The organism is Daejeonella sp. H1SJ63 (genome assembly GCF_029360775.1).
GTDB lineage: Bacteria > Bacteroidota > Bacteroidia > Sphingobacteriales > Sphingobacteriaceae > Daejeonella.
In genome coordinates this window covers 1-13643 of sequence record NZ_JARKMZ010000039.1, presented here as the reverse complement: position 1 = coordinate 13643, position 13643 = coordinate 1, and the positions used below count along the sequence as shown (strand labels likewise).

Sequence of the window (13643 nt, the reverse complement as noted above, 5' to 3'; positions counted from 1 at the left end):
CACAGGTCAGGATTAAAATCCTGACCTGTTGTGTTTTATGGAATGATAACCTTTGGTTTAGTACCTGTAATCTGATCTATTTCCTCCATTACTTCATCTGTCATCAGTGGAACTACTTCAAGTGAAGTCAGATTTTCCACTAATTGCGAAGTCTTGGATGCTCCAAGGATTACTGTGCTCACATTTGGATTTCTCAAACACCAGGCAATTGATAACTTAGGCAGGGTTGTATTTAATCTGTCAGCAAGACTTTTTAATAATTTTACTTTACGGATATTATCTTCAACCAGAAGTCTGTTTCTAAGCCATTCTATATTATCCATACTGAAACGGGCATCTTTAGGATCTGCATCGTCATACTTCCCTGAAAGTAAACCGGATGCCAGAGGACTCCAGATTGTAGTACCCATACCAAAATCTCTGAACAATAACTGGAACTCCATTTCCATTTTATCACGCCAGAGCATATTATATTGCGGCTGTTCCATAACCGGACCCACAAGATGGTTTTTCTCAGCAAAATAATGAGCCTGCATAATCTCTGAAGCACTCCACTCAGAAGTACCCCAGTATAAAGCCTTACCCTGCATAACCAGCTGATGCATTGCCCATACAGTCTCCTCAATCGGTGTTTCTTTGTCTGGTCTGTGCGCAAATAAAAGGTCTACATAATCAAGCTGCAGACGCTTCAGTGCATTGTTTGTCCCTTCAAAAATATGTTTTTTGGAAAGTCCGATCATATTGGGCTTCTTCTCCTCTGCTCCAAAATAGATTTTGGTAGAAACAACGTAAGAATTGCGATCCCAGTTTTTCTTTTTTAGAATCTTGCCCATTACGATCTCTGACTTACCTCCTGCATAACCTTCTGCGTTATCAAAGAAGTTAACACCACCATCATAAGCAATGTCCATTAACTCTTCTGCTACTTTATCTTCAATCTGCTGACCAAAAGTTAACCAGCTCCCCAAAGAAAGTGCGCTGACCTTTAATCCGGATTTACCTAAGCGTCTGTATTCCATTTTTTAGATTTTTATATTATTAATATTAATGATTGATTTAAGGTTTAAAAATACATTTTGTAAAGCAAAAAAACATTTATGATTTCATCATTAAAAAATTATTTTGATCTGAGGATTTTTATAAATTGACCTTTTAAAACTAATCTGAATTTACAAGCCGACGAAATTAGGAAATGCAGCTTACCCAACTGGAAATCAAAGGATTCAAAAGCTTTGGCGATAAGATCACCATCAATTTTAATGATGGTGTTACGGCTATTGTTGGTCCGAATGGCTGCGGAAAATCAAATGTAGTAGATGCAATACGTTGGGTTCTGGGAGAGCAAAGCACGAGGATGCTTCGTTCAGAGAAAATGGAGAACATTATCTTCAATGGAACTAAAACCAGAAAACCCTCCAATCTTGCAGAAGTTTCACTGACTTTTGACAATACCAAAAACATCCTTCCCACAGATTTCACTAAGGTAACCATAACCAGAAAGCTTTACCGCTCAGGAGAAAGTGAATACAGGCTCAATGATGTTCAATGCCGGCTGAAAGACATCACCGACCTTTTTCTGGATACAGGAATTGGCTCAGACTCCTACTCCATCATTGAATTGAAAATGATTGATGAGATCATTGCAAACAAGGACAATTCAAGACGGGCACTTTTTGAGGAAGCATCAGGGATTTCAAAATACAAACTCCGTAAAAAACAGACATTCAATAAGTTAAAAGACACCGAAGCAGACCTTAGCCGGGTTGAGGATCTGCTCTTCGAAATCGAAAAAAATCTTAAAACTCTTGAAAATCAGGCAAAAAAAGCAGAAAGATATTACAAACTAAAAGAGCAATATAAAAATCTAAGCATTACTCTTGCTTCTTTCAGAATTACAGGATTCAGGGAAGCACTCGAAAGGCTTGAAAACAAAGAGCAGGAACATGCTGTAGACAATAGCAGTATAAGCACTGCCATCAGTAATCTGGAGGCTGCTCTTCAGAAACAAAAACTTGACAATCTGAATCTTGAGAAAAACCTTTCTATTCAACAAAAGGCAAGCAATGAATTCATTGCAAAGATCAGAGCTTATGAAAGCGATAAAAAGCTGAAAAATGAGCAGTTAAGACATCTGGAAGATAAAAAAGGAAGACTCAGTGAAGAACTGGAAAAAGACAAAAACCAGCTAAACCATGTTTTTTACAATCAGAAAAGATTAAATGAGGAACTTTTACAGGAGACGGAATTATTAGAAAAGCTGAAAATAAGTGTAGAATCGCAGCACCAGGGCCTTAGCGATCTCAGAACTCAGCAGCAAAATTCTAAAACAGATCTTGACCTACTTAATAAAGCAAACAATGAACTTCAGAATCAGGTATATAAACTTGAAAAAGACATAGCAATTCTGAATATTCAAAAGGAGGCTCTTCACCAGGAAAGCAGCCGGAATATGGCCGACACAGTTTCCAAGGAAAGTGAATTGAATGAATTCAATAAGGTAATCTCGGAAATTAAGGAGCAGCTGGAATCGAAAGAAAAAGCATTTGAAGAAAATAAGGCCCTTGAAGATGAACTGATCCGTCAGATTCAGAGAAATACCGAACAGGTCAGGGAAAAGAAAGAACTCCTGAATCAGGAAAGCAGAAAACTGGATTCCAAACAGAATGAATATAACCTGACTAAATCGATGGTTGATAATCTGGAAGGGTTCCCTGAATCAATTCGCTTTCTGAAGAAAAATGCAGGCTGGGCCAAACAGGCTCCCCTGTTCTCTGATATTTTATTCTGCAGGGAGGATTACAGGATTGCCATTGAAAATTATCTTGAACCTGTCATGAATCATTATGTTGTAGAAACACAAAATGAAGCTGTAAATGCCATTCAGCTTCTTAAAGATTCTTCAAGAGGCAGGGCAAATTTTTTCATTCTTGAATCAATAAACAAGATAAAAAAGATTCAGGAATTTAAACCTGAAGGTGCTAAACTGATTCCGGCTCTCGAAATCATAGATGCAGATACAAAGTATCGGCCTCTATGTGAAATGTTGCTTCATAATGTATTTTTACTTGAATCAGGGGATGAAAATGAATTGAAATCTTCATTACCTGAGCAGCAGATTGTGATACTTAGTAAAACAGGTACCTTCTCAAAGACAAGGGCTGGCATGTCCGGAGGTTCTGTGGGACTTTTCGAAGGAAAGCGAATTGGCCGGGCAAAAAACCTGGAAAAGTTAAGTAAGGAGATCAGTTCTACCGAAACTTCCATCATCAAATTAAAAAAATCCATTGCTGAGCAGGAAGAACTATTGAAAGAATTGCAGGATTCATCACTCAAAGATCAGCTGCAAATCTGGCAGATGGAGATCAACAGGTTAAGCAATGAATTTACGTCCATAAAGACCAAACAGGAGCAATATCTTGCATTTATCGAGAACAGTCTTAACAGAAAACAGGATATCGAGCTTAAAATCAATAGCATCAATAATGAAATTATAGCCTCAGAGCCTCTACTTGCAGAGCTTAAAGTGGATAAACAGATCAGACAGGAACAACTCATCGCCTCCCAGCAGGAATACAATGAACTTTCAGAAATACTGAACTCAAAATCAACTCACTACAATCAGGAAAACATTCGATACCATCAGCAGCAGAATAAAGTTTCGGGAATTGATAAGGATCTTGAATACCGCGAAAGTCAGCAACGAAGTCTGGAGTCGAGAATAGAGATTAATCAGGCTGAGCTTGAAAAAACTCAGATCAGTATTCAGGAAACTATAAAACATACTGACAATTCTGATGAAGATCTGATTGCTATGTACGCACAGAAAGAGGAATTCGAAACTGCGGTAAGGGAAGCTGAGCAGGAATATTATGCTTCTCGTGGAAATATTACTGAGGCTGAAGAGAAAATCACTTCCTTAAGACGCAGCAAAGAGCAGGCCGATCTGATCAGCAGCGAATTAAAAGATCAGAAGACAGCTATTAAGTTAGAATTAAATGCTCTAAAGGAAAGATTATCAGTTGAGTTTTCAGTTGATATTGCTGAATTGATCGATGAAGATATCAGTGATGAAAATCAAACAGAAAATGAACCGGAACTGCGTGAAAAAACCGAAAGACTGAAAAGACAGCTGGATGATTACGGAGCAATCAACCCTATGGCGATGGAAGCTTATCAGGAAATGAATGAACGCTATACCTTTATTCAGGAACAGAAAAAAGATCTTTCTGAGGCTAAATTATCACTGCTTCAAACCATCAAAGAAATTGATGATACCGCGAAAGAAAAATTCATGCAAGCGTTCAGCAGTGTCAGAACACATTTCATAGAGGTTTTCCGTTCACTATTCAATCAGGAAGACAGCTGCGACCTTATTCTTGTTGATCCTTCAAACCCGCTTGAATCTGATATTGATATCATTGCAAGGCCAAAAGGTAAAAGGCCATTATCGATTAACCAACTATCCGGCGGTGAAAAGACCCTTACTGCAACAGCTATTTTATTCTCATTATACCTCTTAAAGCCAGCGCCATTCTGTATTTTCGATGAAGTGGATGCTCCACTTGATGATACCAATATTGATAAATTCAATAATATAATCAGAGAATTTTCAGACCAGTCGCAATTCATCATTGTATCTCATAATAAAAGAACAATTGCCAGCACAGATATCATTTATGGAGTTACTATGGCTGAGCAAGGTGTTTCGCGGGTAGTAGCTGTAGATATTCGTGAAGTTGCATAATCAGTATTATTATGATTCTTAGATTGCTGTTCATTTTTGCTTTCCTGATAAGCAATCAGGTAATTGCACAGAGCAACGACCGGAAAAAACTGCTGTCTGATCTTGAGAAACTCTCTTCAGATCGGTTTGAAGGCAGAAAGACCGGTTCATATGGCAACAAGCTTGCCGCCGAATATATTAGCAGCCGCTTTAAAGAAGCAGGATTGGAATCCTATAATGACGGATATAAACATTCATTCAGCTTTAAAAACAGTAAAGATGAACAGCTCAATGGCACAAATCTGATTGGCTTTATAAAGGGCAAAAGTAATGATGCCATTGTAATCACCGCTCATTACGATCATTTAGGGATCAGAAATAACGAAATATTTAATGGAGCGGATGATAACGCATCGGGAGTTTCTGTACTCATAGCAATCTCAGAATATTTCAGCAAGCATAAACCTGAAAACACTTTGATATTTATCGCCTTTGATGCAGAAGAAATGGGCATGCAGGGTGCTAAATCTTATATAAAAAAGCCCTTACCTTCCAGATCTGGCATCAAGCTGAATGTAAACTTAGATATGGTGTCGCGCAACGACAGGGCAGAATTATATGCGGCCGGTACTTACTATAATCCCGTTCTGAAAGAATTCATTACAGAGGCAGGCAAAAACAGCGGAATCAAAATCCTTTTCGGACATGATATTCCCGGCAGCGGAAAAGATGACTGGACTTTACAGAGTGATCATGGCGTATTTGCAAAAGAAAATATCCCATTCATCTATTTTGGTGTTGAAGATCATGCCGGATATCATCAGTCCAGCGATAAATTCTCTGAAGTAAACCCCGATTTTTTTCACTCGGCTTCAAATGCTATTCTGAGAAATGTCATTGAATTTGACAGAAATATGGATAAGATTAAGACAAGTTCACCAAAATCCTTACCAACAAAATAGCTATCTTTGTTCAGCAAGCCGTTCTATCGCTCTGATGCAAATCAGTGAGGAAAGTCCGGGCAACACAGAGCATCCTGCTTCCTAACGGGAAGGCTTCACAACTGTGAAGACGGAAAGTGCCACAGAAAATATACTTCCCGCCCCGGCGGGTAAAGGTGAAAACGTGAGGTAAGAGCTCACGGTACAGTATGGCGACATGCTGTGCGGTAAACCCCAGGAGTTGAAAGACCAAATAGGTTCCGGAAGCGAAGCTGCTCGTTTCCTTATCCCGTACGCACGGGATTATCCGGAATGGGTAGGTCGTTAGACCCTGCGAGCAATTGCAGGGCCAGATAAATGATAGAATTTTCGATTTCGGAAAACAGAACCCGGCTTACAGGCTTGCTTTTTTTGATTTAAATTCCCATGATTGGGATAAAAAATATATTGTTTTAATCCCTGAATCTATCTCAGTATGGCAAGAATACTAATAATTGATGACGAACGGGCAATCCGGAATACCTTGAGAGAAATCCTGGAGTATGAGGACTATCAGGTTGATGATATCGACAATGGTATTGATGGATTAGATCTGATCAGAAAAAATGATTATGATCTGGTACTATGTGATATTAAGATGAATAAAATGGATGGTATGGAAGTTTTGAGCGAAGGCTTAAACATCAGACCTGACCTTCCATTCATTATGATTTCTGGCCACGGAACTATTGAAACTGCTGTCGAGGCCAGCAAAAAAGGTGCTTTCGACTTTATCTCCAAACCACCAGATCTGAACAGACTTCTTATTACGGTAAGAAATGCCCTCGAAAAGAAAGATCTGGTTACAGAAACCAGAGTCCTTAAAAGAAAGGTCAGTAAAACACGTGAAATGTTAGGCAATTCACTTGCACTTGAGCGGATTAAGGACACTATTGATAAGGTAGCTCCTACTGATGCCAGAGTATTAATTACCGGAGCAAATGGAAGTGGAAAGGAACTGGTTGCCCGCTGGCTTCATGAAAAGTCAAATCGTGCAAATTCGGTTCTGATAGAGGTTAATTGTGCAGCCATTCCCTCAGAATTAATTGAAAGTGAACTTTTCGGTCATGAGAAAGGTTCATTTACCTCGGCAGTAAAACAAAGAATAGGAAAGTTTGAACTGGCAAGTGGCGGAACCTTATTTTTGGATGAGATCGGCGATATGAGTTTATCGGCTCAGGCCAAAGTACTTCGCGCCCTGCAGGAAAATAAAATCTCCAGAGTTGGAGGAGAGAAAGAGATTGAAGTTGATACCCGTGTTATTGCGGCAACCAACAAGGATCTTCAGAAAGAAATTGAGGCTGGGAATTTCCGTATGGATCTTTACCACCGTCTGAGTGTGATTTTAATTCATGTTCCACATCTTGCCGAACGTATAGAAGATATTCCGGTTATTGCTCAGAATTTCTGTGAAGAAATCTGCAATGATTATGGTATACCTGTCAAAAAAATTACAGATTCAGCCATGGAGGCCTTAAAAAAACTACCGTGGACGGGTAATATCCGTGAACTCAGAAATATGATCGAACGTCTGATTATTTTGAGCGACAAGGTAATTACTGATTCTGATGTAAGAACTCATGCAAGTCCGCTATCAGTTTCTTCAGATTCCGAAAACAATATTTTGCCGGCAACTGTAAACTTTGACAGCTATGCTAATTTTCAGGAATACAAAGATGCTGTGGAAAAGGATTACATCAAGTATAAACTTGAAAAAAACAACTGGAACGTATCAAAGACTGCCGATGATATCGATATTCAAAGAAGTCATTTGTACAGTAAGATTGAAAAATACGGACTTAAAAGGGCTGAGTAGTTGAGGTAAAAGCAGAAAGATCAAGCTGAAAAAGTATGATGATTTATTCATTTAGCTTAAGTTTCTGCTGCAAATTTACAGGGTCTTAATCTCGGCCACCAGTTGCTGAAGAACTGATTTTGCATCACCAAAGAGCATGGAAGATTTAGGCTGAAAAAAAAGCTCGTTCTCTATGCCTGCATAGCCCGGATTCATACTTCTCTTATTGATAATCACCATTTTAGACAACTCTACATTAAGTACAGGCATACCATAAATAGGAGAAGCAGGATCAGTCTTGGCAGCAGGATTTACAACATCATTTGCACCCAAAATCAGAACTACATCCGTTTGAGGAAATTCATCGTTGGCCTGCTCCATTTCCAAAAGTCTTGCATAATCCACATCAGCTTCTGCCAATAACACATTCATATGTCCCGGCATACGACCTGCAACAGGATGTATAGCATAATTCACCTCCACTCCTTTCTCTGATAATAATTTTTCAAGTTCGTGACAAACATGCTGTGCCTGAGCTACTGCAAGTCCATACCCTGGCACAATCATTACCTTTTTTGCATAACTCATAACCACAGCAGAATCACTGATACTGATCTGTTTGTATGAACCCTGATCTTTACCCGATACAGCAGCAGAAGAGCCGCCAAATGAACCAATAAGCACATTACTTAATGGACGATTCATTGCTTTACACATCAGAATTGTAAGAATAGTTCCGGCCGAACCTACCAGAATACCCCCCGTCAGCATCACCGGATTATCATAAAGAAAACCACCAAAGGCTGCAGCAACACCGGTAAATGAATTCAGAAGGGATATAACCACAGGCATATCTGCTCCTCCAATTGGAAGTACGAAAAACAATCCATAAACTACAGACAACACAAGAATGGTATAGAACAAGGTATCTGAAATATGTTCCGGAAATATAATCAGATAGGCCGAAAGGCCAATAATAACAGCAAATATGAACAGGTTTACAATATGTTGTCCTTTAAATGAAAAATCCTTAATCCGTCCATTCAGCTTTGCCCAGGCCACCATACTTCCTGAAAATGAAACAGTTCCAATAATCAATCCTGCAAATATGATCAGAAGCATTCCACTATGTACGCTTCCGCCCCGGCTCAGCAAATGAGAAAGATGGTCAAACTCAACAATTGAGATTAAAGACGCACATGCTCCGCCCATACCATTAAACAAGCTCACCATTTCGGGCATAGCGGTCATCTTTACTTTTTTGGCAGCAAGTGTACCCAACACAGAACCAATAATCAGTGCTGAAAATATCCAGGGATAGTTTCCTAATTTCTCTCCATCCTCCTGATAAAGGAATATCGTTCCCAATACTGATATTGCCATACCACCTGCCGCCAGTAAATTCCCTTTTCTGGCACTTTCAGGATGGCTCAGCATTTTAAGTCCGATAATGAACGTTACAGAACCTACCAGATAACAAATGATTAAAATACTCAAGTCCATTTTATGCTATTTCTAATTGTGAGGTTTGTTCTGATTAATTTTACTTCTTCTTCTTAAACATTTCGAGCATTCTGTCAGTCACTACAAAACCTCCAACTACATTTAAAGTACCCAGAATAACTGCCAAAAACCCTAATATGAGTGCAAGCAAATTATCGCTTTCAGCTTTTCCCATTACAATGATTGCACCAATAATCACTACTCCATGAATTGCATTGGCGCCACTCATTAAAGGAGTATGCAGTACACTTGGAACTCTCCCGATTACTTCGATTCCAAGAAAAACACTCAGAATTACAATGTAAATCATTTGCTGGTGCTGGCTAAGCCAGCTAAATATCTGTTCCATAATTTTGTATTAGCATTTACTGGTTCTGAATTTATATACGGGTATAAAACACAACTTATCCTTTTATTAATAAATCATTCACTCTTTCGTTACAAACTTCATTATTATATGAGATACAACTTCCTTTAACCAGATCATCAGCAAAATTTAGCAGGAGCTGACCTTCAGAATTAATGATCAGCTGCAGGAAATTCAAAATATTTTTCCCATATAGTTTACTGGCATCTGATGGCATTGTAGCCTGCAGATTTGAATTTCCGATGATTGTTACGTTTTTATAAACGACAGTTTCCCTGTCCTTTGTATGAGAGGTATTCCCTCCTGTGGATGAAGCCAAATCAATAATCAATGAACCGGCTTTCATGGTATCCAAAACACTTTCAGGTAAAAGTACCGGAGCTTTCTTTCCCGGAATCTGTGCAGTTGTAATAATAACATCGGCTTTGGCTGCTACATCAGCAATTCTTTGCTGCTGCTTTTGTTTATACTCTTCAGTCTGCTCTACCGCATATCCGCCGGCTTTGGATGCATCGAGGGCTCCTTCCACCTCAATAAACTTTGCGCCAAGGCTCATTACTTCCTCTTTTACTGCAGGGCGGGTGTCAAATACCTCCACCACTGCCCCCAGCCTTCTGGCTGTTGCAATAGCCTGTAAACCAGCTACACCGGCTCCAAGGATCAGAACCTTTGCCGGAGCAATACTGCCGGCAGCAGTCATGAACATCGGAAAATATTTGGGCAACTGCATTGCAGCAAGAATCACAGCTTTATAGCCCGCAATATTTGCCTGTGAGCTCAGAACATCCATACTTTGAGCTCTTGTGGTTCGGGGAAGCATATCCATACTAAAAATAGTAATTCCAATCTCAGACCAGGATTTGATCAGTTTAAAATTAGAAAGCGGACTGTACACTCCAATTACAACTGCAGACTTCTTCAACAGTTTCAGATCATCGTCACTTAATAAATTGATGGATAAGACTATATCTGATTCGCCTAAAACAGATGATCTGGAGCTGATTTCAACTCCCTGTGCAATATATTGATCATCTGAGGCAAAAGCCAGATTCCCGCAAACACTTTCAGCAATAACCCGGACATTTAACTTTTTCAGTACAGGAATGTGTTCCGGAATCAGTGAAACCCTTGTTTCAAACGAAGGCTCGCGCAAAATACCAATAGTCATGAATTCAGCTATAAATGAGTGGATAATGCCTAAAATAATCAAAAGAATTCATGACTCGGTTCACTATTTTAAAAAATACTGTAACTTTTTAATTGTATGAGAACCAATAGAGTGATTTGTCCTGAATTAGAAGAACTAATCATTAATTTACTCTTAAAAGCCTATATTTGCGGTTCAAATGAAGCACATACGTAATTTTTGCATAATTGCACATATTGATCACGGCAAAAGCACATTAGCAGACCGTCTTCTGGAGTATACCAATACGATCACTCAAAGAGAATCGCAAGCTCAATTGCTTGATGATATGGATCTGGAACGTGAGCGTGGGATTACTATTAAGAGTCACGCAATCCAGATGGATTATACTCTTGACGGACAGCAATACGTACTAAACCTGATCGATACTCCGGGACATGTGGATTTTTCCTATGAAGTATCACGCTCTATTGCAGCTTGCGAAGGTGCATTATTGATCGTTGATGCATCTCAGGGTATTCAGGCTCAAACAATTTCTAATCTTTACCTTGCGCTGGAGCACGATCTTGAGATCATTCCGATCCTTAACAAAATGGATCTTCCCGGAGCAATGCCCGAGGAAGTGAAAGACCAGATTATTGAACTTATCGGATGCAGGCGTGAAGATATTATCCCTGCTTCCGGCAAAACCGGATTAGGTGTAGACAATATCCTTGAAGCTATTGTTCACCGTATTCCTGCTCCTAAAGGAAATCCTGACGGAGAATTACAGGCACTGATCTTTGACTCTGTATTTAACTCATTCCGTGGGATTATTGCATACTATAAGGTACTGAACGGTGAAATCCGTAAAGGAGATAAGGTAAAGTTTGTCGCCACCGATAAGGATTATATTGCAGAAGAAGTCGGAACACTGAAGCTGACTCCTAAGCCTAAAGACGTAATCAAAACCGGTGATGTTGGTTATATCATTTCTGGTATTAAGGAAGCCCGCGAAGTAAAGGTTGGTGATACGATCACCCATAAAGACAAGCCAAGCCTGGAACCTATTAAAGGTTTTGAAGAAGTAAAGCCAATGGTATTTGCCGGTATCTATCCCGTTGATACCGACGAATATGAAGATCTGCGTGAAAGCATGCATAAGCTTCAGCTGAATGATGCTTCAATCGTATTTGAGCCTGAATCATCGGCAGCTCTCGGCTTTGGTTTCCGCTGCGGATTCCTTGGGATGCTTCACATGGAAATCATCCAGGAACGTCTTGAGCGCGAATTCGACATGACAGTAATTACCACTGTCCCTAACGTATCATACAAGGCATTTACATCCAAGGGAATTGAAATCGACGTCCATAATCCATCCGACCTGCCTGATCCAAGCAAACTGGATCATGTAGAGGAACCTTATATCAAAGCAAACATCATTACCAAGTCTGAATTTGTAGGGTCAATCATGTCGCTCTGTATTCAGAAAAGAGGTACAATCATCAATCAGTCATACCTTACTTCTGACCGGGTTGAACTGATTTTTGAAATGCCAATGGGCGAAATTGTATTCGATTTCTATGACCGGCTGAAAACAATTTCAAAAGGTTATGCTTCATTCGATTATCACCTGATCGGCTATCGCCAGTCTGATCTTGTTCGTCTGGATATCCTGCTGAACAGTGAACCGGTGGATGCATTGTCTTCACTGATCCACAGATCAAACTCATACACTTTCGGCAAAAAGATCTGTGAAAAGCTGAGGGAACTGATTCCTCGTCAGCAATTTGAGATCATAATCCAGGCATCAATCGGTGCTAAGATTATAGCCCGTGAAACTGTCAGAGCATTGCGTAAAGACGTTACCGCCAAGTGTTATGGCGGCGATATTTCCAGAAAAAGGAAACTGCTTGAAAAGCAAAAGAAAGGTAAGAAACGTATGCGTCAGGTAGGTAATGTTGAAATACCTCAAACTGCCTTTATGGCCGTGTTAAAACTGGAATAATATATAATTTTGCTATTTGCGAATCGCGAAATTTGACTGTTGAAAAGCTATTAATTGTTAATAAATATCATATATCGACCAAAATGCAATTACTCGACGGAAAATATGTCTCAGAAAAATTAAAGCAGGAAATTGCTGTTGAAGCAGCTCAAGTTCTGAAAAACAGAGGCCGGAAACCACATCTGGTAGCGATACTTGTTGGACATGACGGTGGTTCTGAAACATATGTTGCAAGCAAAATCCGTAATTGTGAAAAGGTAGGTTTCAACTCAAGCCTGTACCGTTACGAAAACAGTATTACAGAGGAAGAACTGCTGAAGAAAATTGATGAAGTAAATCAGGATCCTGACACTGATGGCATTCTGGTACAGCTTCCATTGCCGGCACACATCTCTGCTGATAAAATAACAGAGAAGATATCACCTGAAAAAGATGTAGACGGATTCCATCCGGTAAATCTGGGACGTATGCAGCGCAATCTTCCCTCCTTCCTGCCGGCAACTCCGTATGGAATCTTGTTAATGCTTAAGGAATATGGTATCGACACCAGCGGCAAACATTGTGTGGTGGTTGGAAGAAGCAATATCGTAGGTTCTCCGATGAGTATCCTGATGGCAAGAAATTCAAATCCGGGTAACTGTACAGTAACGATCTGTCACAGCAAAACTCCGGATATTAAAAAACATACTCTTGATGCAGACATTCTAATCGTGGCTATCGGCAAAAAGAATTTCATTACCGCTGATATGGTAAAGGAAGGTGCTGTAGTAATTGATGTAGGTATGAACCGTGAAATTTCAACTGAAACTAAATCAGGGTTCAAGCTTTTCGGAGATGTTGATTTCGATAATGTTGCTCCGAAATCATCATGGATTACTCCGGTACCGGGTGGAGTTGGACTTATGACCATTGTTGGTTTATTAAAAAACACTCTGGCCTCTGCAAAAAAGGAAATATATTAAGGGGCATCCTGAAAACATGGAGGGTTTTTTAATTACCAGAATACCCACCATGCTTTACTGATTCCGATATAAATACCATCCGCTCTTACCTCTACCGGATAAGTATCTACATAATTAACGTGAGTTCGGGATAAGGCAAGAATTATTTTGAAGGAACAATTAATTTATAACTCTTTGAT

9 protein-coding genes and 1 other RNA gene are annotated in these 13643 nt (G+C 39.6%); 6 read left to right on the top strand and 4 right to left on the bottom strand.

The window, feature by feature from the left end; translation table 11 throughout:
• Window positions 1-35: 35 nt before the first annotated feature.
• Entirely contained in the window at window positions 36-1019 is a 984-nt protein-coding gene (locus P2W72_RS13695; protein WP_276363584.1) for an aldo/keto reductase, read from the bottom strand.
• A 173-nt stretch (window positions 1020-1192) separates the two neighbouring features.
• On the opposite strand from P2W72_RS13695, the gene smc reads away from it, so the two are divergent.
• The 4 genes from smc to P2W72_RS13675 all read left to right on the top strand — a co-directional run bounded on the left by smc (window position 1193) and on the right by P2W72_RS13675 (window position 7519).
• Window positions 1193-4744: a chromosome segregation protein SMC gene (gene smc / locus P2W72_RS13690; RefSeq protein WP_276363581.1), complete on the top strand. Its 3552-nt coding sequence runs from the start codon at window positions 1193-1195 to the stop codon at window positions 4742-4744.
• An 11-nt stretch (window positions 4745-4755) separates the two neighbouring features.
• The gene (locus P2W72_RS13685; protein ID WP_276363578.1) at window positions 4756-5685 is read left to right on the top strand and encodes a M28 family peptidase; all 930 of its coding nucleotides are present in this window, start codon (window positions 4756-4758) and stop codon (window positions 5683-5685) included.
• A 10-nt stretch (window positions 5686-5695) separates the two neighbouring features.
• An RNA gene (rnpB, locus tag P2W72_RS13680) (RNase P RNA component class A) lies at window positions 5696-6077 on the top strand.
• Window positions 6078-6139: 62 nt separating this feature from the next.
• Window positions 6140-7519 (top strand): sigma-54 dependent transcriptional regulator, encoded by a 1380-nt coding sequence (locus P2W72_RS13675; protein ID WP_276363575.1) that lies wholly within the window; start codon window positions 6140-6142, stop codon window positions 7517-7519.
• A gap of 75 nt (window positions 7520-7594) precedes the next feature.
• Here the strand turns inward: P2W72_RS13675 and P2W72_RS13670 are convergent, their stop codons facing one another.
• Genes P2W72_RS13670 through P2W72_RS13660 form a run of 3 tightly spaced genes read right to left on the bottom strand, consistent with a single transcriptional unit; the run spans window position 7595 to window position 10536 of the window.
• Complete coding sequence (locus tag P2W72_RS13670) at window positions 7595-9001, bottom strand: NAD(P)(+) transhydrogenase (Re/Si-specific) subunit beta (protein ID WP_276363572.1); 1407 nt, start codon at window positions 8999-9001, stop codon at window positions 7595-7597.
• A gap of 40 nt (window positions 9002-9041) precedes the next feature.
• Entirely contained in the window at window positions 9042-9350 is a 309-nt protein-coding gene (locus P2W72_RS13665) for an NAD(P) transhydrogenase subunit alpha (RefSeq protein ID WP_276363569.1), read from the bottom strand.
• Between the two features lie 55 nt (window positions 9351-9405).
• Window positions 9406-10536, bottom strand: coding sequence for an NAD(P) transhydrogenase subunit alpha (locus tag P2W72_RS13660; RefSeq protein WP_276363566.1), 1131 nt, complete (start codon window positions 10534-10536; stop codon window positions 9406-9408).
• 178 nt (window positions 10537-10714) lie between these two features.
• Between P2W72_RS13660 and lepA the strand changes: the two genes are divergently transcribed.
• Complete coding sequence (gene lepA, locus P2W72_RS13655) at window positions 10715-12502, top strand: translation elongation factor 4 (RefSeq protein WP_276363563.1); 1788 nt, start codon at window positions 10715-10717, stop codon at window positions 12500-12502.
• A gap of 83 nt (window positions 12503-12585) precedes the next feature.
• The gene (locus P2W72_RS13650; RefSeq protein WP_276363560.1) at window positions 12586-13464 is read left to right on the top strand and encodes a tetrahydrofolate dehydrogenase/cyclohydrolase catalytic domain-containing protein; all 879 of its coding nucleotides are present in this window, start codon (window positions 12586-12588) and stop codon (window positions 13462-13464) included.
• Window positions 13465-13643: the final 179 nt, after the last annotated feature.

Coding starts and splice junctions, on each gene's coding strand:
- P2W72_RS13675 (WP_276363575.1), top strand. CDS start 6,140: ATGGCAAGAATACTAATAATTGATGACGAACGGGCAATCCGGAATACC.
- P2W72_RS13665 (WP_276363569.1), bottom strand. CDS start 9,350: ATGGAACAGATATTTAGCTGGCTTAGCCAGCACCAGCAAATGATTTAC.
- P2W72_RS13660 (WP_276363566.1), bottom strand. CDS start 10,536: ATGACTATTGGTATTTTGCGCGAGCCTTCGTTTGAAACAAGGGTTTCA.
- P2W72_RS13695 (WP_276363584.1), bottom strand. CDS start 1,019: ATGGAATACAGACGCTTAGGTAAATCCGGATTAAAGGTCAGCGCACTT.
- P2W72_RS13685 (WP_276363578.1), top strand. CDS start 4,756: ATGATTCTTAGATTGCTGTTCATTTTTGCTTTCCTGATAAGCAATCAG.
- lepA (WP_276363563.1), top strand. CDS start 10,715: ATGAAGCACATACGTAATTTTTGCATAATTGCACATATTGATCACGGC.
- P2W72_RS13650 (WP_276363560.1), top strand. CDS start 12,586: ATGCAATTACTCGACGGAAAATATGTCTCAGAAAAATTAAAGCAGGAA.
- smc (WP_276363581.1), top strand. CDS start 1,193: ATGCAGCTTACCCAACTGGAAATCAAAGGATTCAAAAGCTTTGGCGAT.
- P2W72_RS13670 (WP_276363572.1), bottom strand. CDS start 9,001: ATGGACTTGAGTATTTTAATCATTTGTTATCTGGTAGGTTCTGTAACG.